This window comes from Cellulomonas sp. Leaf334 (assembly GCF_001424195.1).
Taxonomy (GTDB): Bacteria; Actinomycetota; Actinomycetes; order Actinomycetales; family Cellulomonadaceae; genus Cellulomonas.
This window is the reverse complement of sequence record NZ_LMOO01000006.1, coordinates 1-20207: the sequence shown is the minus strand read 5'-3', so window position 1 is coordinate 20207 and position 20207 is coordinate 1. Positions and strand designations below refer to the sequence as shown.

Below are 20207 nucleotides of genomic sequence, written 5' to 3'. Positions count from 1 at the left end.
TCCGTGGACGTGGAGGGACCACACTGCCGTCAGGTCGACGAGGAGGTCCCGTCAGGTGAGTTCTACGAGTGCTGCGCACGCGCCCACGGTCATCACCGGCATCGGGGTGAGCCCCGGTCGTGTCGTCGCGCCCGCCGTGCTCATGCCCGACCCGATCGCCGAACCGCCCTCGGGCCGACGGCTGCCGCCCGGCACGGACTACGCGGCCGTCTCGAAGCGGATCGGCGTTGCCTCCGAGGTGGTCCGCGCCGCCCTGGACGCCGCTGCGGACCGCGCCCAGGGTGAGAGCGCCGACCTCCTGCACGCCACCGCGGCGATCGCCGCCGACCCGACGCTCGTCGCGGACGCCGAGCAGCGCGTCGTCGACGACCGCCTGGTGCCCGAGCGTGCGGTCTGGGAGGCCGCCGAGGCGGTGTCCGCGCAGTTCGAGGCGCTCGGCGGCTACTTCGCGGAGCGCACCCGGGACATCGCCGACGTCCGCGACCGGCTCGTCGCCGAGCTCACGGGCCGTCCCGCCCCGGGGGTCCCGGCGCACGAGGCACCGTTCGTGCTGGTCGCGGCGGACCTGGCGCCCGCGATCGTCGCGACGCTCGACACCGAGAGAGTGCTCGCGATCGTCACGGGGACCGGCGGGCCCACGTCGCACACCGCGATCCTCGCCCGCGCCCGCGGCATCCCGACGGTCGTGGCCGCACGCGGTGCCGAGGCGGCCGTGCTGGCGGAGGGCCTGGTGCTCGTCGACGGGTCCGCGGGCACCGTCACGGTGGACCCCACCGAGGAGCAGGTCCTGGCCGCACTCGCGCTCGCCGCGCAGGTGCGGACGTTCGACGGGCACGGGCACACCGCCGACGGCCACCACGTCGAGCTGCTGGCGAACGTGGGCGACCCCGCCGACGCGGCGCCGGCGGCCGCCGCGGGTGCCGAGGGCGTCGGGCTGTTCCGGACCGAGTTCGGGTTCCTCGACCGCGACGAGGCACCGAGCATCGACGAGCAGGTCACCGCCTACCGCCGCGTGCTGGCTGCCTTCCCCGGTCGCAAGGTCGTGGTCCGCACTCTCGACGCGGGTGCCGACAAGCCTCTGCCGTTCCTGGCCGGTGACGCCGAGGTCAACCCCGCGCTCGGGGTCCGGGGACTGCGCACGGCCACCCGGCACCCTGAGGTGCTCGACGACCAGCTGACCGCGATCGCACGCGCGGCCGCCGCCGAGACGGCCGACGTCTGGGTCATGGCGCCGATGGTCTCGACCGTCGACGAGGCCCAGCAGTTCGTCGCGGCGTGCACCGCCCACGGCCTGCCCGTCGCCGGCGTGATGATCGAGGTGCCCAGCGCGGCCCTGCTGTCCGGGCCGATCCTGGCGCACGCGGCGTTCGCGAGCATCGGCACCAACGACCTCACGCAGTACGCGATGGCCGCCGACCGCCTGCTGGGTGCCGTCGCGGAGCTGTCCGACCCGTGGCAGCCCGCCGTCCTGCACCTGGTCGCCGCGGCCTGTGCCGGGGGTGCGCAGCAGGGCAGGCCCGTCGGCGTCTGCGGCGAGGCCGCCGCCAGTCCCGCGCTCGCGGCGGTCCTGGTCGGGCTCGGGGTGTCCTCGCTGTCGATGACTCCGCGCGCCCTGCCGGACGTCGCCGCGCTCCTCGCGGTGACGCCCCTCGACGAGTGCCGCCGCCTGGCGCAGCTCGCACTCGCCGCGTCCAGCGCTGCCGACGCACGGGCCGTCGTGCGCGCCGGGCTGCCCGTGCTGGAGGAGCTCGGCCTCTGACGCGCGTGTGAGGATGGCCGCGTGAGATCCGACTCCTTCTACGAGGCGATCGGCGGGCACGACACGTTCGTCCGCCTGGTCGACGAGTTCTACCGCGGCGTCGCCGACGACCCGGTGCTGCGGCCCATGTACCCGGAGCAGGACCTCGGCCCGGCCGCCGAGCGGCTGACGTTGTTCCTCGAGCAGTACTGGGGCGGGCCGACGACCTACTCCGACGAGCGTGGGCACCCGCGCCTGCGCATGCGGCACGCCCCGTTCAAGGTCAACCCCGACGCACGCGACCGCTGGCTCCTGCACATGCGCGCCGCCGTCGACAGCATCGACCTCGCGCCACTGCACCGAGCGCAGCTGTGGGACTACCTGGAGCGGGCCGCGTACTCGATGCTCAACACGTTCGACGACTGAGCCGTGAGACGCTGCCGTCCATGACGACCGAGCCCGACCCGACCGCCTCCGTGCTCGACATCCTCCGGCTCGAGGACGACCCCACCACCCCCGACCTGTTCACCGGGCAGAGCCTCCCGCAGCCGCGCGGGCGGGTGTTCGGCGGGCAGGTGCTCGCGCAGGCGCTCCTCGCCGCGGGCCGCACGGTCTCCGCCGACCGCCTGCCGCACTCCTTGCACGGGTACTTCCTGCGCGCCGGTGACGTGCGCGAGCCCATCGCGTTCGCCGTCGAGCGCCTCCGGGACGGCCGCTCGTTCAGCGCCCGCCGCACGCACGCCCTGCAGGGTGGCGAGGCGATCCTGTCGATGATCGCGTCCTTCCAGGAGGACCAGCCCGGGCTCGACTACGCCGACCCGATGCCGACGGGGATCCCCGGTCCCGACGAGGTCCGGTCGGCGCACGACCTGCTCAGCGGCATCGACCACCCCGTCGCGAAGTTCTGGACGCAGGAGGCCGCGTTCGACGTCCGGCACGTCGGCGGGGCGCTCTACCTGGAGCCACCGACGGAGGCCGTCGGTCAGCAGGCGGTGTGGTTCCGGTCGCGGGGGCCGCTGCCCGACGACCAGCTCCTGCACCGCGCCCTGCTCGCCTACGCCTGCGACCAGGTGATGCTCGAGCCGATCCTGCGACGCGCCGGCCGGTCGTGGCGGACGAGAGGGCTGTCGATCGCGAGCCTCGACCATGCGATGTGGTGGCACCGCGACGTACGGGTCGACGACTGGCTGCTGTACGTCCAGTCGACGCCGAGCGCGCAGGGCGGTCGTGGGCTCGGGGCAGCCCGGGTCTTCACGCAGGACGGCACGCTCGTCGCGTCGGTGGCCCAGGAGGGCATGGTCCGCTTCCCCGACTGACGCGCTCAGCGCGCGGTCTCGCAGGGCGCGGGCGACACTGCCCGCATGGTCCGTCTGCGTCGCGTCCGCATCGACGCCCCCGGCTGGTCGCGACGTCGCGCCGGCCGGGGGTTCGTCTATCTCGACCTCGACCGGGTCCGGATCGTCGACGAGGAGCACCTCGAACGGATCACGACGCTCGCCATCCCGCCCGCGTGGCGGGAGGTGTGGATCAGCCCGTGGCCGAACGGCCACATCCAGGCCGCAGGACTCGACGACGCGGAACGTCGCCAGTACCTGTACCACCAGCAGTGGACGCTGCGTCGGGGACGACTCAAGCACGACCACGTGCTCGACGTCGCCCGTCGCCTGCCCGCTGCGCGGCGTCGTGTCCGGGCGGACCTGGCCCTGGACGGGATGCCGAAAGAGAAGGTGCTCGCCCTCGCCTTCCGCCTGCTCGACCTCGCGTACCTGCGGGTCGGCGGCGAGGGCTACGCGCTCCAGCACGGCTCGTACGGCCTCGCGACGCTCCTGCGCTCGCACGTGCGCGTCCTGGCGCCGGAGAGCGACAGTGATCCCGGGCGGGTGCACCTGAACTTCCCCGCCAAGTCCGGCCAGGTCCGGGACACGGTGGTCGAGGACGACGACGTCGCGACACTCGTGCGGACCCTGACCCGGCGGCGGGACGACGGCCCCGAGCTCCTCGCCTGGCGCGACGAGGGCGGCAGCTGGCACGACGTGACCAGCGCCGACGTCGGCGCCTACGTCAAGGCGCGGCTGGGCCAGGACGCGACCCCGAAGGACTTCCGCACGTGGCATGCGACCGTCCTGGCTGCGCGGGGGCTCGCCGACGCCGGTCCCCCGCCCGCGAGCGAACGCGCTCGCAAGCGCGTCGTGACCCAGGTCGTGCGCGACGTGGCCGAGGAGCTCGGGAACACCCCCGCCGTGTGCCGCTCCTCGTACATCGACCCGCGCGTCATCGACCTGTGGGAGCGGGGCACGACGATCCGCGCCACCCGGTCGCAGGCCGTCGCCGAGCGGGAGACGCTGGCGATGCTGAGCGGCGGCTGAGGATCCGGTCCGACCGGGTGCGCGTCGCGGTCGGGCACCGCAGACTGCGCAGATGGCCACCTCTGTCGACGACCTCCTGCCTGCCCCCGTGGCGGACGCCCTGCCCGGTCTGGTCCCCGGCCTCGACGCCGACGGCCGGCCGCGACCGGACGCACCGCTCGTGGCGGTCACCGGCGTCACCGGGTACGTCGGCGGGCGGCTGGTCCCGGAGCTGCTCGCGGCGGGCTACCGCGTCCGTGCCATCGCCCGGCACCCCGACCGGCTCCGCGGCCGGGACTGGTACGCCGACGTCGAGGTGGTCGCGGCCGACGCCGCCGAGCCGTCGCAGATCCGAGCAGCACTCGACGGGGCGCAGATCGCCTACTACCTGATCCACTCGCTCGGCTCGGGCCGCAGCTTCGAGTCGACCGACCGGCACACCGCGCTCGTCTTCGGGCAGGCCGCACGCGAGGCCGGGGTGGGCAGGATCGTGTACCTCGGCGGTCTCTACCCCGAGGGCGAGGACCTCTCCCCGCACCTCGAGTCCCGCACGGAGGTCGGCGAGATCCTGCTGGCCAGCGGCGTCCCGACGACCGTGCTGCGGGCCGCCGTCATCCTCGGGTCCGGGTCCGCGTCGTTCGAGATGATGCGCTACCTCACCGAGCGCCTGCCGGCGATGACGGTCCCGCGCTGGGTGGAGAACCGCATCCAGCCCATCGCGATCAGGGACGTCCTGCGCTACCTCGTCGGCTCAGCGGCGATGGCGCCCGACGTCAGCCGCGGGTTCGACATCGGCGGACCCGACGTCCTGACGTACCGCGACATGATGCAGCGGTACGCCGAGGCGGCGGGCCTGAAGCGACGGGTCATCGTCGGGGTGCCGGTGCTGACCCCGAAGCTGTCGTCCCTGTGGGTGTCGCTCGTCACGCCGGTGCCGGGTGGCCTGGCACGACCGCTGGTCGAGTCGCTGGTGCACGAGGTGGTGTGCGACGAGCACGACATCGCCGAGCACGTCCCGGACCCGCCCGACGGGCTCATCGGGTTCGACCGTGCCGTGCGGCTCGCGCTGCGCCGCGTGCAGGATGCCGCCGTCACCACGCGGTGGTCCTCGGCGGCCGTCCCCGGTGCACCGAGCGATCCCCTCCCGGGCGACCCCGACTGGGCCGGCGGCTCGCTGTTCGTCGACGAGCGCAAGGTCACCGTCGCCGCCTCCCCCGCGGCGCTCTGGCGCGTGCTCGAGGCCGTCGGCGGCGAGCGCGGCTGGTACTCGTGGGGGCTCGCCTGGCGGATCCGCGGGGTCGCGGACAGGCTCGTCGGCGGACCCGGCCTGCGCCGCGGCCGGCGCGACCCCCTGCAGCTCCTGGTGGACGACGCCGTGGACTTCTGGCGCGTCGAGGAGATCGAGGAGGGCAGCCTGATCCGGCTGCGCGCCGAGATGCGCGTCCCGGGCCTCGCGTGGCTGGAGCTGCGCGTCGAGCCGACGAACCGGTCCGACGAGACGGTCTTCGCGCAGCGCGCCCTCTTCCACCCGAAGGGGCTGCTCGGCCAGGTCTACTGGTGGTCCGTGTACCCGTTCCACGGCATCGTCTTCGGCGGCATGCAGCGCAACATCGCCCGCGCCGCGGAGACGGCCGAGCGCGCGCGCACCGACCGCCGCGTCAGCGCCGCCGACGGATCGTGACCGGCTCCTCCAGGAACGTCGACCACGCCTCCCGCTGCTCCGGGGCGATGCGCCGGGGAGACCCCGTCGCGTTGTCGACGAGGACGAGCGTGGTCAGCGCTCGCGCGTAGGTGACCCGCTCGGGACCGGGCTCGCCCGCATCGCGCACCTCGTAGCAGACGTCCAGGCTGGCGCCGCCGAGGTGACCCAGCCACATCTCCACGATGACCGGCGTGCGGCGGTAGCCGAGCGGCTTGAGGTACTCGATCTCCTGACGGGCGACGAGCGTGGACACCTCCGCACCGGGACCGGCGTCGATCACAGCGGTGGGGAACGCGCTCTCGACGCGGCTGCCGTCGGGTGCCACCGGGTGGCTCCAGAAGGCCTCGATCCGCGCCTCCTCCAGCAGCCGGAGCATCTCCACGTTGTTCACGTGCTGGTAGGCGTCCATGTCCGACCAGCGCAGCTGTACCGGGATCTCGAGGCGAGTCATGCGCTCGATCCTAGGAGCGGTCAGGCTGCAGCCTTCGACGCCGCCGCACGGCACCCGGCCAGCGCGTCCATCTCCGCCGCCACCGGCCCGATGACATGGTCGTTCACGGCCTGCGCCACCGAGGCGCCGAGCCGACGACGCGCCTTCGCGGCCCGGCGTCGGCCCGCGAGGACGCCGAGCACCCACCCGAGCCCGGCCACGAGCAGCCCGGCCAGCACCCCACCGAGCAGGAGCACGGTCGGAGCGGGGAACCCCCACCACATCGGCGTCTCCGGCGGGGGGATCTGGAGCCAGCCGAGGCCGGCGAGCAGAAGGAGCCAGACCAGCCCCACGGCCGCCACCGCGAGCAGGACCCACTGGAGGAGCGCGAGCACACGCCACGTCCACGGCACCCGGACGTTCCCGACCGGGACGCGCACGACGGTCCGGTCCAGCACGTCGTCCAGGTCGACGTCAGCCGCGCGGGACCGGGCGGCGAGCACCCAGTGGTCGGGTGCCCCCGCCGTCGCGGCGTCCACGTACGACCGCACGGCGCTCAGCGCCGCGGACCGCTCGCCCGCGGCCGGAGCCGGCCGGGACGAGCGCAGCAGGTCGTCCTGACCGGCCTGCACGCGCTCACGCCCGAGGCCCAGGCGGCGCAGCGGGTCGGGTCGCAACCGTGCGACCCACCGCGTCACCGGCCAGCCGGTCGCCGCGCGCGCGGACCGTTTGGTCGACCGCCGCACGGCGTCGGCGACCTCGTCCACCCCCGCGGCGGTCTCCCAGGCACGGACCAGTGCCGCGGCGGCACCGACCTCCCGGCGCGCGTCCGGCGGCGAGCCGCACGCGTCCACCAGCACCCGCGCCACCTGCCGCACGTCGCCGGTCACCCGCTCCGTCGCCGCGAGCCGCCGCTGCGCAGCCCGGGCCAGCAGGTCCCGCAGCTCGGTGACGCCGGCGCCGGTCGACGCGCTGACCGCGAGCACCGGCGACGCGCCCAGCCCGTCCTCGGCCGCGAGGCGCTGCAGGTCCTCGACCATCGCGCGTTGCTCGGCGGGGGCGAGCCGGTCCGCCTGGTTGAGCACGAGGACCACCACGTTCGCGTGGTCGCGCAGACCCCGCAGGTACCGGGCGTGCAGAGCCGCGTCGGCGTACTTCTGCGGGTCCACCACCCAGACCAGCAGGTCGACCCGCTCGTACAGCCGCTCCGCGATCGTGCGGTGCTCCGTGACCACGGAGTCGTGGTCGGGCAGGTCGAGGAGCACGAGACCCGTGGCGGACTCCTGCAGCGCCCGGCTGCCCGCGACGTGCCGGTCACGGACGTCGAGCCAGTCGAGGAGGTCGTCGGCACCGTGCTCGTCAGCGGCGCCCTTGACGGGGACGATCACCGCCACGGGCTGCCCCGTCGTCGGTCGTCGGACGCCCGGCTCGGCGACGTGCGCCTCCGCGAGCGCGTTGATGAGGGACGACTTCCCCGAGCCGGTCGCACCCGCGAGCGCGACGACGGTGTACTCACCGGACAGCGCGGCGCGGTCGCGAGCCCGGGCAACCACAGCCGCGGGCGCCTCGAGCGTGGCGTCAGGCAGCCGCCCCCGCGCCAGACCGACCGCCTCGTCCAGCGACGCGACGCGCCCTCGCAGTGTGCCCGCCGCACCCCCGCCCCGGTTCATCGCCACCAGCGTGACCACCACCGGGTGCGCTCCGGCTGCTCCGGCTCGGCGACCTCGGTCGACCGCGCGACAGCGCCCGTCCCGCGCAGGTGACCGGCACCCCCGGCCGGGAGCTCACCCGCCCCCCACGCGGTCGCCGCGGTGCGGGTCGACATCGCGGACTGCACCCGCCCGGCCGCGGCCCGCAGGTCGTCGCCGTCCCGGCTCGCAGCGCCCGTGGCGTCCAGCTGCCGGGTGAACCGCGACGACTCCTCGTCCAGCAGCGCGTCCGTCCGGGCGGCGAGCCGTGACTGCGCCTCCTGCGTGAGCCGCCGCACGGCCTCGTCGCCGAACACTGCCTCCAGCACCCGCTGCGCGAGCAGCGCCGAGCCGCCGACGATGCCCACCTCGGCCCCCGTGAGACCGCCGGTGGACGCGAAGACCGCGACCATGAGCACCGCACCGAGCCCGTTGACGCCGTAGGACAACGCCCGCGCGGTCGTCCGCCGGTCCGCACCTTCCGTCTCGACCAGGCCCAGCACGTCGCCCTGCCACGCCCGCACCTGCTCGGCCGTCCTCGCCCGCAGGTCCGCCGACGCCCGGGACAGCGCCAGCCCGTCCAGCAACGCCAGCCCGGCAGGATCGTGCCGCCACGCCGAGTGCGCCGTCTCGGCCGCCTCCTCGGCGGAGTCCTGGATGACCGCGGACAACCCGTGGGCGACCGCCTCGACGAGGGCCGGTTCCGCCGGTCGGCGCCCGCGGACGAAGCCGATGACCCGGTCACGCAACCGGGACACCCCCTGCTCCAGCGACCGGAACCACTCGCTCGTGCCGACGACGTCCTGCCACCGCGCCAGCACCTCACCGCGCAGCAGCGACCCGTCCGACGTCGCGTGGCCGATCCGGTCCGACGCCGTCGCGTACGCCGCAGCCACCGCCGCGCGCAGCCGCACGTCCGCCGCCCGCTGCTCGTCGGCCGCGGTCGCCAGGTCCAGCGCCCGCCGCGACACGTCCGACACGGCGCCGTCCCACGTCTCCGCCAACGCCGCGGCACGCACCGCAGGATCCGTCGCGGTCCGCGTCAGGACGTCCGCGATCGGGCCGATCGCCGCCTCCGGCAGCAGCCCGTCCTGCAGCTCGACCTCCGGGACGACGATGACCGTGGCCGACGAGAGCCCCGCGTCCTCCAGCATCTGGCGCAGATGGTCGCCCACCGCGGTCTCGGCGCCGGGGTCCACCCGGTCGAGCACGAGCGCCAGGTGCGTGCCGCGGCGTGCCGCGTCCGCGAGCAGCTCCCACGGCACGGCGTCCGCGTACCGTGCCGCGGTCGTGACGAACAGCCACACGTCCGCGGCCCCCAGCAGCTGGGCGGCGAGCACACGGTTGCCCTCCTCGACGGAGTCCACGTCGGGCGCGTCCAGCAGAGCCAGGCCCACCGGGACCGCCTCCGACGCGACCAGCCGGAGCCCAGGGCGCGCACCGGTCAACCCCTGCTCCCCCGCCGACTCGGCGCGGCTGAGCGACGGCAGCACCCGGTCCGAGCTGAACCACCGCACGTCGAGCGGGTGGTGCACCAGCACCGGCCATCGTGTCGTCGGGCGCAGCACGCCCGACGGGCTGACCTCCGCCCCGACCAGCGAGTTGACCACCGTCGACTTGCCCGCACCCGTGGAGCCACCGACGACCACCAGCACGGGCGCGCCCGGGTCCCGCAGTCGCGGCAGGAGGTAGTCGTCGAGCTGGTCCAGGACGCGCGTGCGGTCCGCCCGCGCGTTCGGCGCCGTGGCGGTCTCGAGCGGCAGGCGCAGGTCCGCCACGCGCTCCCGGAGCCCGAGCAGCGCGCTGACGAGCTCGTCGTGCTCCATCGCCGCACCGCCTCTCAGGTCGTCAGCAGCGTATCTGCGCAGGTCGTGGGCGGCTCATCGACGACGAGGCCGCCCGATCCCCAGGGAGCGGGCGGCCTCGTCGGTGTCGTCGGTCCCGACGTCACGCGGTGTCGTCGGTCGCGACGTCACGCGGTGTCGTCGGTCGCGACGTCACGCGGTGCGGTCAGTCGCGACGCAGCTTGCGGTACGTCACCCGGTGCGGGCGCGCCGCGTCGGCGCCGAGGCGCTCGACCTTGTTCTCCTCGTAGGACGCGAAGTTCCCCTCGAACCAGTACCAGTTCCCCGGGTTCTCCTCGGTGCCCTCGTAGGCCAGGATGTGCGTCGCCACCCGGTCGAGGAACCAGCGGTCGTGGGACACCACGACGGCGCAGCCGGGGAACTCGAGCAGCGCGTTCTCCAGCGAGCCGAGCGTTTCGACGTCCAGGTCGTTGGTGGGCTCGTCGAGGAGCAGCAGGTTGCCGCCCTGCTTGAGGGTGAGCGCGAGGTTCAGACGGTTGCGCTCACCACCGGACAGGACGCCCGCGGGCTTCTGCTGGTCGGGACCCTTGAAGCCGAACGCGGCGACGTACGCCCGCGACGGCATCTCGACGTTGCCGACCTTGAGGAAGTCGAGCCCGTCGGAGACGACCTCGAACAGCGTCTTCTTGGGGTCGATGCCACCGCGCGACTGGTCGACGTAGGAGATCGAGACCGTCTCGCCGACCTTGAGGTCACCGGCGTCCAGCGGCTCGAGCCCGACGATCGTCTTGAAGAGCGTGGTCTTGCCGACGCCGTTGGGGCCGATGACGCCGACGATGCCGTTACGCGGGAGCGTGAAGCTCAGGCCGTCGATGAGCACGCGCCCGTCGAAGCCCTTCTCCAGACCCTTGGCCTCCAGCACGATCGAGCCCAGGCGCGGACCCGGCGGGATCTGGATCTCCTCGAAGTCCAGCTTCCTCGTACGGTCCGCCTCGGCCGCCATCTCCTCGTACCGCGCGAGGCGCGACTTCGACTTGGTCTGCCGGCCCTTGGCGTTGGACCGCACCCACTCCAGCTCCTCCTTGAGGCGCTTCGCGAGCTTCAGGTCCTTCTTGCCCTGGATGGCGAGACGCTCGCCCTTCTTCTCCAGGTACGTCGAGTAGTTGCCCTCGTACGGGTACAGGCGTCCGCGGTCGACCTCGCAGATCCACTCGGCGACGTGGTCGAGGAAGTACCGGTCGTGGGTGACGGCCAGGATGGCGCCCGGGTAGTCCTTGAGGTGCGCCTCCAGCCACAGCACGCTCTCGGCGTCGAGGTGGTTGGTGGGCTCGTCGAGGAGCAGCAGGTCGGGCTTCTCCAGGAGCAGCTTGCACAGGGCGACCCGGCGGCGCTCACCACCGGACAGCACGGTGACGTCGGCGTCGGGCGGCGGGCAGCGCAGCGCGTCCATCGCCTGGTCCAGCTGGGCGTCCAGGTCCCACGCGTCGGCCGCGTCGATGGCCTCCTGCAACACCCCCATCTCGGCCAGCAGGGCGTCGAAGTCGGCGTCCGGCTCGGACATGAGCACGGAGATCTCGTTGTAGCGGTCGAGCTTGCCCTTGATCTCGGCGACGCCCTCCTCGACGTTGCCGAGCACCGTCTTGGACTCGTTCAGCGGCGGCTCCTGCTGCAGGATGCCCACCGTGTAGCCGGGGCTCAGGCGAGCCTCACCGTTCGACGGCTGGTCGAGACCGGCCATGATCTTGAGGATCGTCGACTTGCCGGCGCCGTTGGGTCCGACGACGCCGATCTTGGCACCCGGCAGGAAGTTCAGGGTGACGTCGTCGAGGATGACCTTGTCGCCGTGCGCCTTGCGCGTCTTGTACATGGAGTAGATGAACTCAGCCACTGGCTCTTCGTCCGCCTCGGTGCTCGATGGGGGTCGCCCCGCACGCTGGGTTCTCGTGGCGCGGTTCTCGGGGCACTGCTGACCGGCTCACCCGCGAGGCTGGTCGACCGCGCTTGCGATGTGCGCGCGGTCCGACCGGCCACGTCGTCGGGTCGCCGGTGCCCCAGCCTAGGCGATCACCTGGCACCGGCCAGCGCGAGCTCCTGCTCGTCGTCCGCCACGGGCTCCAGGCCGGCACCCTCGTCCTCCGGCAGGACCTCGTAGGCGGAGACGTCGGTCACGGAGTCGTCGCTCGCGGCGCCCTCGGCCTCCGACCCCGCGACAGCACTGGGGCTCACGTTCCGCGCGAAGTGGCTGCTGCCGAACGCCAGGTTGGGGCCGAGCGCACTCGCGTCGAGCACGAGGGACGTGCGCGGCCCGTCGGCGCCGACCCACTCCTCGGTGGACAGCAGTCCCTGCACGATGACCGGGTCACCCTTGCGCAGCGACCGCGCCGCGTTGAGCGCGGTGGTCCGCCACACCTTCACGTTGAACCACTCCGTCTGCCCGTCGCGCCACACCCCGGCCTGCTTGTCGAACCAGCGGCGGGTGCTGCCCAGCCGGAACGTGGAGAACGGGACGCCGCCGTCAGACTCGTGATGGATCCGCACGTCCGTGCCGATCCACCCGACGACGGTCAGGTCCAGGGACTGCATGCTCATGGGGTACCTCCGGTGCGGTGCGCCCCGCGGGTGCGGGGCTCGTGCGACCAGGGTCTGCGTGGGCGGCACCGGGCGGCGTCGTGCAGGGCGAACCCGTGGACCGGGCCCTGTGCAGCGGGGCTGTGGGCGGATCAGGTCCGGGCGGACGCAACGAGCTCGCGGACGGTGCGGTGCTCGGCCAGGACCGCCTCGGTCGGCACGGCGAGCCGCGCCCGCGCGACGTTCTCGAGCGCCGCGCGGCCGTCCTGCAGCACGCGCGCGGTCCGCCGCCGACCCGCCGACCGGCGAGCCGCGCCCGCCGCGACGAAAGCCAGCACCGACGCGACGAGCAGCACGACCGCACCGACGGGAGCCCACACGTTCGACTCCCCCGGACCGACCAGCGAGCCGACAGCGACGGACCCGACGAGCAGGGCTGCACCGGCGAACGCCACGGCTGCGACGGTCAGCCCCAGCGCGAGACCGGAACGTCGCGCGGTGAGCGTCAGCTGGGTCAGCGCGTCGGTCACGGCGAGCCGCATCTCGGTGGTCGAGGCGACCCGGGAGGCGATGTCCTTGCCCCACCGCCGAGGCAGTCCCGTCGTCACGGCCTCGAGCCACGTCGCGCGCGCCAGCTCGACCGCGTCCTCCTGGACCGCGCCGAACCCGGGTGTCGAGGACGATCCCGTCCGCACCGCCGCGCCGACTCCGGCGGCCACCGCAGGCAGCCCGATCGCGGCCGCCAGGCGGTCGACGACGTCCGTCACCGACAACGCGGCCGGAGCAGGCTCACGCGCTGCAACCTCCGCCGCGAGCAGCGTCGCGGCGTCGTTCAGCTCCGCGCCCGCCCGCCGGGCGGCCAACGACCGCGACTCGACGTACGTGGCCAGGAGCTCACGCAGCGCGACCAGACCCTCGCCCGTCCGCGCCGAGGCCTCACGGACCGGGACCCCTGTCAGCCCGTCGTCGACCAGCAGGTTCTCGACGTCCGCCAGCAGCGCGGGTCGCACGTCGGGCGGCACGGTGTCCACCTGGTTGAGCACCACGACCATCGACGCCTCGTGCCCGACGAGGCGCCTCAGGTAGCCGCTGTGCAGGGCGTCGTCGGCGTACTTCTGCGGGTCGACCACCCACGCGAGCAGGTCGGCCTGGGGCAGCAGCCGGTCGACGACCTCCCGGTGCTCCGGGGCGATCGAGTCGTGGTCGGGCAGGTCGAGCAGCACCAGACCGCGCAGCGGCGCCTCGCTCTCACCGTCGAGCAGGCTCTCGCGCTGGATGCGACGGTCCGGCACGACGCCGAGCCAGTCGAGCAGCGGGCCGCCGTCGTCGCCCCACACGCACGCCGTGATCTCCGACGTCGTCGGCCGCCGGACGCCCACGTCGGCGAAGTCGAGCCGGCAGATCGCGTTGAACAGGCTCGACTTGCCCGACCCGGTCCCGCCCACGAGCGCGACCACCGTGTGGTCCACCCCGAGGTCGAGCCGTTCCCGCACGCTCTCCACCGTCTCGACCACACGCTTCACCACCGTCGGCGCCAGACGGGCGCCGCCGATCGCCAGAGCACGACCCAGCGCGTCGACGCGCCCCGTCAGCGCTACCGTGTCGTCGCCGTGCAGGGTCGATCCGATCGTCTCGGTCACGTGAGTCCCTTCAGCACGGCGAGCCGCAGCCGCAGCCGCGACGAGGCGTCCTCGGCGAGGTCCGGGTCGGACAGCACCTCGCCGACCGCCGCACGCTCCACCGCCACCTGACCCGCCACCCGGGCGACCAGGTCGTCGCGCAGCTCGTCGGCGGCGCGCTCGCCCGCGGAGTCGATGAGGTCCACGAGGAGGTCACGCGCCTCGCGCACCCCCGACGCCGCAGCCAGCGCGACGACGGCCAGACCTTCGTCGCCCAGCGCGTTCGCCGCCTTCGCGCGTCGGCGGACCTCCCGTGCCACGTCGCGACGAGGCCGCGCGATCCCGTCGGGAGACGACTCCGCAGGCCCGGCCGTCAGCGCAGCGCGCACGACGCGCGGACCCTGCGCCGTCCACGCGCGCGCCGCCTGCTCGGCGGCGCTCCGTCGACCGGTGCGCAGCGTCGACGACTCCCAGGCCGCGTCGACGGACGAGCCGCCAGCAGGCGCGTCGGCACCCGTGAGCGCAGCCCGCAGGACACCTTCGGTGTGCGCACCGGCCGCCGTCAGCGTGGCTGCCGCCGACCGCGTGAGGTCCTCCAGCAGAGGCTCGATCGCGGCGACCCGCGCACGGCCCTCCCGCGACGAGCCACGGATACGACCCGACGGACGGACCACCCGGCCGAGCGGCCCGCTGTCCGCCGCGAGCTCCGACCACCGCGCGCGCACCGCACCGTCCGCGACGGCACCGCCGCGGATCGACGCCGACGCCTGCGCGGTCGGCGCCTCGATCGCCGCGTCGAGCACCGCCGCGATCGCACCTGCGGCGTCAGCCTGCGCCTGCACCGCCTCAGCAAGCTCGTCGACCCACGGCCGCAACGCCGCCAGCGACCCGCGCAGCGTCCGGCCGATGACCGTGCGCGCGCGGTCGGGACCAGCCAGCATCGCGAGCCAGCGCCGGATCGGCGCGACCACCGCGGCCGGCAGCAACCCCTCGTGCGGGCCGAGGTCCGGGACGACGAACAACGGTGACCCCTGCAACCCGTGGCCGCGGAGCCGGTCCAGGAGGTCACCACGCACCGTCGGCAACGACGCCGGTGGCACCCGGTTGAGCACCATCGCGATCGACGCCCCCCGCTCGACCGCGCCCTGCAGGACCCGCCACGGCAGCGCGTCCCCGTACCTGGCGGCGGTCGTCACGAAGAGCCACAGGTCAGCCGCCTCGAGCAGCCGGTGCGCCGACTCCCGGTTCGACTCCAGGACCGAGTCGAGGTCCGGCGCGTCCAGCAGCGCGATGCCCCGCGGGACCTGCTCGTCGGCGATGACGCTCACGGAGTCCAGGACCGGGTGGTGCGAGAGCAGGTCCTCGTCGAGCGGGTTGTGCACCAGCACGGGCCGACGTGTCGTCGGCCGCAGCACCCCGGCGGTGCTCACCTCCGACCCCACCAGCGAGTTCACCAGCGTCGACTTACCCGCCCCCGTCGACCCCGAGATCACCACGACCGCAGGTGCGGACAGCTCCGTCAGGCGCGGGACCAGGTGCTCCCCGAGCTGGTCGACGAGCCGTGCCCGCGACGCCCGCGCCGACGCGATCCCCTCGATCTCCAGCGGGAACCCGGTGCGCTCCACGTCACGGTGCAGGTCCCGGACCGCGTCGAGCAGCGACGTCGCCGCCAGCGGACGCGCCAGGACATCGCGAGGATCCGAGGCCGCATGACGGGCGTGTGCCGCCGGTGGCTGCGCGGTCGGCACAGGCTGCACTGGCGCGGTGCCGGGCTGTGCGCTCACCCGACCATTGTCGCGGTGTCATCTGACCTGGCAAAACGCGCCACGCGGTGCGGTCGCGTCCGGTTCCTCCCGAGCAGAGGATCGGGCGGCCCGCCGTTAGGCTGTGGGCGCACGTCCAGCCCCCGTAGCTCAATGGATAGAGCAACGGCCTTCTAATCCGTAGGTTGCAGGTTCGAGTCCTGCCGGGGGCACCCTGCGCGGGCATCGGCCTGCCGGTCTCGACAGACGTCCGCCCGGTCGCACAGCCCCGACCGCCCGTCCGGCACCGGTCAGTGCATGCCCATCGTGTGGCGCTCCAGGAACGCCTCTATCCGGCGTTCCAGCTCCGTGGTGACGGAGGCATCACCCCACCAGACGAGGTGACCGAACTGGTCGACCGTGACGAGCTCCGAGCCAACGAGCTTCTCGTGGGAGTTGACTGAGTTGGCATAGCCGATGTCGCCGTCGTACCTGCTGCCGATGACGAGCGCAGGTGCGGTGACCTGGGCGAACGGAAGCTCCTCGAGCCCTTGCTGCACGGCGAGATCGTTCATCACACCGTCGAACCGCGGGAGCGCCGGCACCATCGCGTCACTCATGGCGAGGACCTGACGCCTCTGCGCGGGGTCGGACAGCACCTTGTCGATGAGCTTCTTGCCCGTCGACGCGTCGTAGGTCGTCTCGGTCCTGACGAAGTCACGCATGCTGAGCGCCGTCATCGTGTGCATCGCTCGGTTGATCAGGAAGTACGCTACGTCCTGGTATCGCTTCGTCATCACGAGGCGGCCGAGCGAGCTGCTCAGCTGGTCCTGCGAGAGTCCCGTGCGCTGGGAGATCGCCGACAGCAGGACGAGTGCGGCGACGCGGTCCGGGTGCCGCGCAGCGAACTCGATCGCAGCGGGTCCCCCGGCAGACAGCCCGACGACGGCGACTCTGTCGATTCCCAACGTGTCCAGCAGGGCGGCCGCGAGGTCCGCCTGTCTCGACGGTGAACCCTTACCGTCGAGAGGTGTCCCGAGGTAGCCGGGGCGATCCGGTGTCAGGACCTGGTACCCGGCCGTGACGAGGTGCTCCAGGAAGAACCAGCCGTTGTGGCCGACGTTGCCGCCGTGAAAGTGCAGCACCACGGGCCCGGCACCACGCAGTCCGTACTCGACGGGCCCGAGCCTGGTCTCGACGACGACACTGTCCTCCGACGCCCGACGCGTCACGTACTGCAGCCACCTGCGGTACCGCAGCCAGACGATCCACGAGAGCACGCCGAACGCCCCGACCGTGCCGGCGAGCCTCCACAACCACGGCCTGCGAGATCCTCCCGAGCGCATGCCGCTCATTCTTCCGAGGAACGATCGCCTCGGCAGCCCGTAGAGCGCTCCGCCTACCGACCGAGCCGACCCGCTCCCCGCCGAGGTCAGCAGTCCGCCGGTTGCGGTTCGTCGGTGCACAAGCCGGTGACCAGCCGGCTGCGAACCTCCCGCACCTCGAACACAGGGCCAGTCGCGGTCGTCGTGGCMGTACCCGTGACCTCACGCCACTGCGGGTCACCCTCGACCTGATACCGGCCCGACCACTCCGTCGTGATCGAGATCGCGACCTCACCGAGCTCCTCGTAGATGTGGAACACGTCGNGTACCCGTGACCTCACGCCACTGCGGGTCACCCTCGACCTGATACCGGCCCGACCACTCCGTCGTGATCGAGATCGCGACCTCACCGAGCTCCTCGTAGATGTGGAACACGTCGAACGCCGGATACGGCGCACCCGGATCGCTGGTCACGTCCGGYCGCGACCCGTCACCCCACTCATACGTGAACCGCGACGGCGTCGCCTCCACCGTCACCACCCGACCCAACAACTGAGTCGTCAGCACCACCGGCGTCGGATCCGTGTACGCGATCGTCTCCTTGTTCACCAGCACCCAACCCGTATCCGGCTGCATATGCACCGCCGGCACCGGCAANCGTCAGCACCACCGGCGTCGGATCCGTGTACGCGATCGTCTCCTTGTTCACCAGCACCCAACCCGTATCCGGCTGCATATGCACCGCCGGCACCGGCAACGGCAACCGTCGGAACTCCTCAGCCGTGAGCACGGGCGCCACGTCACCACCGCACGACCCGTAGTCCACCTGCTCCCACGCACTCCAGGTCGTCGCGGGCGGCACCCGATATCGACGCCACCGAGGCTCCACCCACTCCTGCCCCGCACAATCCACCGTGGCAGCCTGCGGAACCCCGTTCGGGCACGCGCCAGTTTCGGCGGCGGGCACCCACCGACCTGACACCTCCAAACACGCCATCGCGTTCATGACGTCCCACTCAGTCGTGGGCACGACGCCATGGCCCATTCCGCCGAGATTCTCGTCATCGCTTTGCCATTGCGACCATCCGCCGAGCATGTCGACGGCGCCACCTCGAGGATCATCTGTGAACTGCGAAGAGATCTTCTGACTCGGCGGTGGAGGCGCGGGGGGCACTGAATTTGAGAAACCGCCTGAGGCGCCGAACATGGCGAGAAAGACGGCGCCGAGCCATCGACTCACGCGGGCACCTCGATCACGTCCACCTGCTCGACGCGCCACCGATCTCCGAGCCAGCTAATGGCAAAGATGAAGTCCGCGGTGAGCTTGCCAGACTCGTCCACCACTGCACCTGTCGCGTCCGAGACCCGAGTGAACTCTTGATTCACGCGCAGTCGCGCGGAAAACCACTCGTCCGGCCTGATCTCCGTGCTCGTCGCGTAGGAGACGAGCAGCGGAGCGGCGTCGGACGTGTAGTTGCCCTCCGCCATCTCGCCGACCTGACCAACTACAAAGGCGCAGTGCTTGCAGTCGTCGGCCGATAACGACAGGAGTGGCGCAGTCTCCCCCGATGCAAACGCATAGTCCGTCAGCGACAAGAAGTACGTCGCCGCCGCGATGGCCCCGTCCGTCGTCGGCTCCCTCATCGCAGCGGGTGGCTCCGGCTTCACCACCGGTGTCGGAGTGGGAGTGGGTGTCACCTCGACGGCCGGAGGAGCCGTCGACTCCGCAGGCTCCGGACCTCCGCCCGTGCACCCGACCATCAAGGCCACCCCGAGCACCGCCGGAATCACCCGCCGCTGCCATGCCCACCGTGCTTCTGCCGTGCTGCCCCGTCCACGCATGCGGGAGAACCTACCGATTCCGGACGGGCGGGAACGAAGGTCGACGAGATCTGTGGACAGCAGGAGCGCGCCGACTCCTGGAACGTCGGGGCGTGCGGCGTGCGCACGTGCGCGAAGAAGTCGAAGAAGATCAGACCGACGACGAAGACCACCCCGAGCACCGCCGGAATCACCCGCCGCTGCCATGCCCACCGTGCTTCTGCCGTGCTGCCCCGTCCACGCATGCGGGAGAACCTACCGATTCCGGACGGGCGGGAACGAAGGTCGACGAGATCTGTGGACAGCAGGGAACACGGCCCGCCGCGGTGGATCCCTGGGGCCTCCCGAAGGTAGACACCCGGTGCACTCCACCCCACGGCTGCCATCGTGTCGTACTCCGAGCGTGACGATCCCCGCGACGACGGCGCCTGCGACCCGATCGAACCTGTGGCTGCGATCAGCCGCCGACGACGACGATCGTCTCGTCGTCGAACTCGGCCACGAGACGCAGCCGCCCACCGAGCGCCTCGACATAGGAGCGCAGCGTCCCGATCTCCGTCGCGGAGATCTCACCCCGTTCGATCGCCGAGACGCGAGGTTGGGCAACCCCCATCGCGGCCGCGACAACCTTCTGGGTCACGTGCTGCGACTTGCGCACCTCGGCAAGCTGGTAGGCACGCACTTGACTGCGGAGAGCGTCGGAGACGGCCGCCACACGATCCTCGGACAGGCGGCCCTCGGCCGACGCCTCCGAGCGCACGTGCTTCCAGCTGCGAGCCATCAGTCGTTCTCCTCTGTGTACTCGCCCGCGAGCCACCGTCGGTATCGGTCTTCGGCGAGCGGGATGTTCTCGCTGTACCAACGCTTCCAAGCACCGGCCTTGTCACCAGCCACCAGCAAGATCGCTGACCGCGTGGGGTCGAACACGAACAGGATGCGCGCCGTGTTGACCCGGAGTTCGTTCAGGTTGTGGACGTTGCTCCCTGTGATGCTGTCGACGAGCGGGCGGCCGAGCATCGGGCCGTGCTCCTCGAGCATGTCGATCGCAGCAGCGATCGCATCGGACGCGTCTTGATCGGTGTGACTCAGCTCGACGAACCACTCGTCGACCTCGTCGACGAGGATGACATTCCAAGCATCACGAATATAACGCATACGTTCTACTCCGGCCGGCTCTCGCTCTCAGGTCCCCCGGATGCACCGAGCCTCAGCAGTCGGCTGGTCTCGGTTCGTCGGTGCACAAGCCGGTGACCAGGCGGGTGCGAACCTCCCGCACCTCGAACACAGGGCCAGTCGCGGTCGTCGTGGCAGTACCCGTGACCTCACGCCACTGCGGGTCACCCTCGACCTGATACCGGCCCGACCACTCCGTCGTGATCGAGATCGCGACCTCACCGAGCTCCTCGTAGATGTGGAACACGTCG

General features: G+C 72.5%; 17 protein-coding genes, 1 tRNA gene and 2 pseudogenes. 6 read left to right on the top strand and 14 right to left on the bottom strand.

What is annotated here, in order from left to right; all coding sequences use genetic code 11:
• Positions 1-55 precede the first annotated feature (55 nt).
• From ptsP to ASF78_RS14730, 5 genes are read left to right on the top strand one after another with little or no spacing between them, the layout of a single operon-like run.
• Positions 56-1759, top strand: a complete 1704-nt coding sequence (gene ptsP / locus ASF78_RS14750) for a phosphoenolpyruvate--protein phosphotransferase (RefSeq protein WP_056591022.1) — start codon at positions 56-58, stop codon at positions 1757-1759.
• Positions 1760-1780: 21 nt separating this feature from the next.
• Complete coding sequence (locus ASF78_RS14745; RefSeq protein ID WP_056591019.1) at positions 1781-2164, top strand: globin; 384 nt, start codon at positions 1781-1783, stop codon at positions 2162-2164.
• A 20-nt stretch (positions 2165-2184) separates the two neighbouring features.
• Positions 2185-3054: an acyl-CoA thioesterase II gene (locus tag ASF78_RS14740; RefSeq protein ID WP_056591015.1), complete on the top strand. Its 870-nt coding sequence runs from the start codon at positions 2185-2187 to the stop codon at positions 3052-3054.
• A 45-nt stretch (positions 3055-3099) separates the two neighbouring features.
• The gene (locus ASF78_RS14735) at positions 3100-4104 is read left to right on the top strand and encodes a DNA topoisomerase IB (protein WP_056591012.1); all 1005 of its coding nucleotides are present in this window, start codon (positions 3100-3102) and stop codon (positions 4102-4104) included.
• Positions 4105-4156: 52 nt separating this feature from the next.
• On the top strand, positions 4157-5764 hold the full coding sequence (locus tag ASF78_RS14730; RefSeq protein ID WP_082495108.1) for an SDR family oxidoreductase: 1608 nt from the start codon (positions 4157-4159) through the stop codon (positions 5762-5764).
• Here the strand turns inward: ASF78_RS14730 and ASF78_RS14725 are convergent.
• From ASF78_RS14725 to ASF78_RS14695, 7 genes are all read right to left on the bottom strand, one after another.
• Complete coding sequence (locus tag ASF78_RS14725; RefSeq protein ID WP_056591009.1) at positions 5742-6236, bottom strand: thioesterase family protein; 495 nt, start codon at positions 6234-6236, stop codon at positions 5742-5744. The genes ASF78_RS14730 and ASF78_RS14725 overlap by 23 nt on opposite strands.
• A 20-nt stretch (positions 6237-6256) precedes the next feature.
• A complete protein-coding gene (locus ASF78_RS14720; RefSeq protein ID WP_369816339.1) occupies positions 6257-7906 on the bottom strand; it encodes a GTPase in 1650 nt (549 codons plus the stop codon).
• Positions 7882-9729, bottom strand: coding sequence for a dynamin family protein (locus tag ASF78_RS14715; RefSeq protein WP_056591007.1), 1848 nt, complete (start codon positions 9727-9729; stop codon positions 7882-7884). Before ASF78_RS14715 ends, ASF78_RS14720 begins: the two co-directional genes overlap by 25 nt.
• 184 nt (positions 9730-9913) lie before the next feature.
• Positions 9914-11596, bottom strand: coding sequence for an energy-dependent translational throttle protein EttA (gene ettA, locus ASF78_RS14710; RefSeq protein WP_056591004.1), 1683 nt, complete (start codon positions 11594-11596; stop codon positions 9914-9916).
• A 176-nt stretch (positions 11597-11772) separates the two neighbouring features.
• The gene (locus tag ASF78_RS14705; protein ID WP_056591000.1) at positions 11773-12297 is read right to left on the bottom strand and encodes a single-stranded DNA-binding protein; all 525 of its coding nucleotides are present in this window, start codon (positions 12295-12297) and stop codon (positions 11773-11775) included.
• A 131-nt stretch (positions 12298-12428) separates the two neighbouring features.
• On the bottom strand, positions 12429-13916 hold the full coding sequence (locus tag ASF78_RS14700) for a GTPase (RefSeq protein WP_056590997.1): 1488 nt from the start codon (positions 13914-13916) through the stop codon (positions 12429-12431).
• Positions 13913-15679 (bottom strand): GTPase domain-containing protein, encoded by a 1767-nt coding sequence (locus ASF78_RS14695; protein WP_056590995.1) that lies wholly within the window; start codon positions 15677-15679, stop codon positions 13913-13915. Before ASF78_RS14695 ends, ASF78_RS14700 begins: the two co-directional genes overlap by 4 nt.
• Positions 15680-15797: 118 nt before the next feature.
• On the opposite strand from ASF78_RS14695, the gene ASF78_RS14690 reads away from it, so the two are divergent.
• Positions 15798-15870 (top strand) — tRNA-Arg (locus tag ASF78_RS14690).
• A gap of 78 nt (positions 15871-15948) precedes the next feature.
• Here the strand turns inward: ASF78_RS14690 and ASF78_RS14685 are convergent.
• The 7 genes and pseudogenes from ASF78_RS14685 to ASF78_RS23100 form a co-directional block, all read right to left on the bottom strand.
• Complete coding sequence (locus ASF78_RS14685; RefSeq protein WP_162243368.1) at positions 15949-16983, bottom strand: alpha/beta fold hydrolase; 1035 nt, start codon at positions 16981-16983, stop codon at positions 15949-15951.
• 637 nt (positions 16984-17620) lie between these two features.
• Positions 17621-18202: pseudogene (locus tag ASF78_RS23105) on the bottom strand (hypothetical protein); the annotation flags it as partial.
• On the bottom strand, positions 18199-18723 hold the full coding sequence (locus ASF78_RS14670; RefSeq protein ID WP_235518643.1) for a DUF6318 family protein: 525 nt from the start codon (positions 18721-18723) through the stop codon (positions 18199-18201). The pseudogene ASF78_RS23105 and the gene ASF78_RS14670, both read right to left, overlap by 4 nt.
• A 26-nt stretch (positions 18724-18749) precedes the next feature.
• Positions 18750-19028 (bottom strand): hypothetical protein, encoded by a 279-nt coding sequence (locus tag ASF78_RS22810; RefSeq protein WP_200940639.1) that lies wholly within the window; start codon positions 19026-19028, stop codon positions 18750-18752.
• 212 nt (positions 19029-19240) lie between these two features.
• Positions 19241-19564, bottom strand: a complete 324-nt coding sequence (locus ASF78_RS14665) for an XRE family transcriptional regulator (RefSeq protein ID WP_056590990.1) — start codon at positions 19562-19564, stop codon at positions 19241-19243.
• Positions 19564-19938: a type II toxin-antitoxin system RelE/ParE family toxin gene (locus ASF78_RS14660; RefSeq protein ID WP_056590989.1), complete on the bottom strand. Its 375-nt coding sequence runs from the start codon at positions 19936-19938 to the stop codon at positions 19564-19566. Before ASF78_RS14660 ends, ASF78_RS14665 begins: the two co-directional genes overlap by 1 nt.
• A gap of 52 nt (positions 19939-19990) precedes the next feature.
• Positions 19991-20207 (bottom strand): annotated as a pseudogene (locus ASF78_RS23100) (hypothetical protein); the annotation flags it as partial.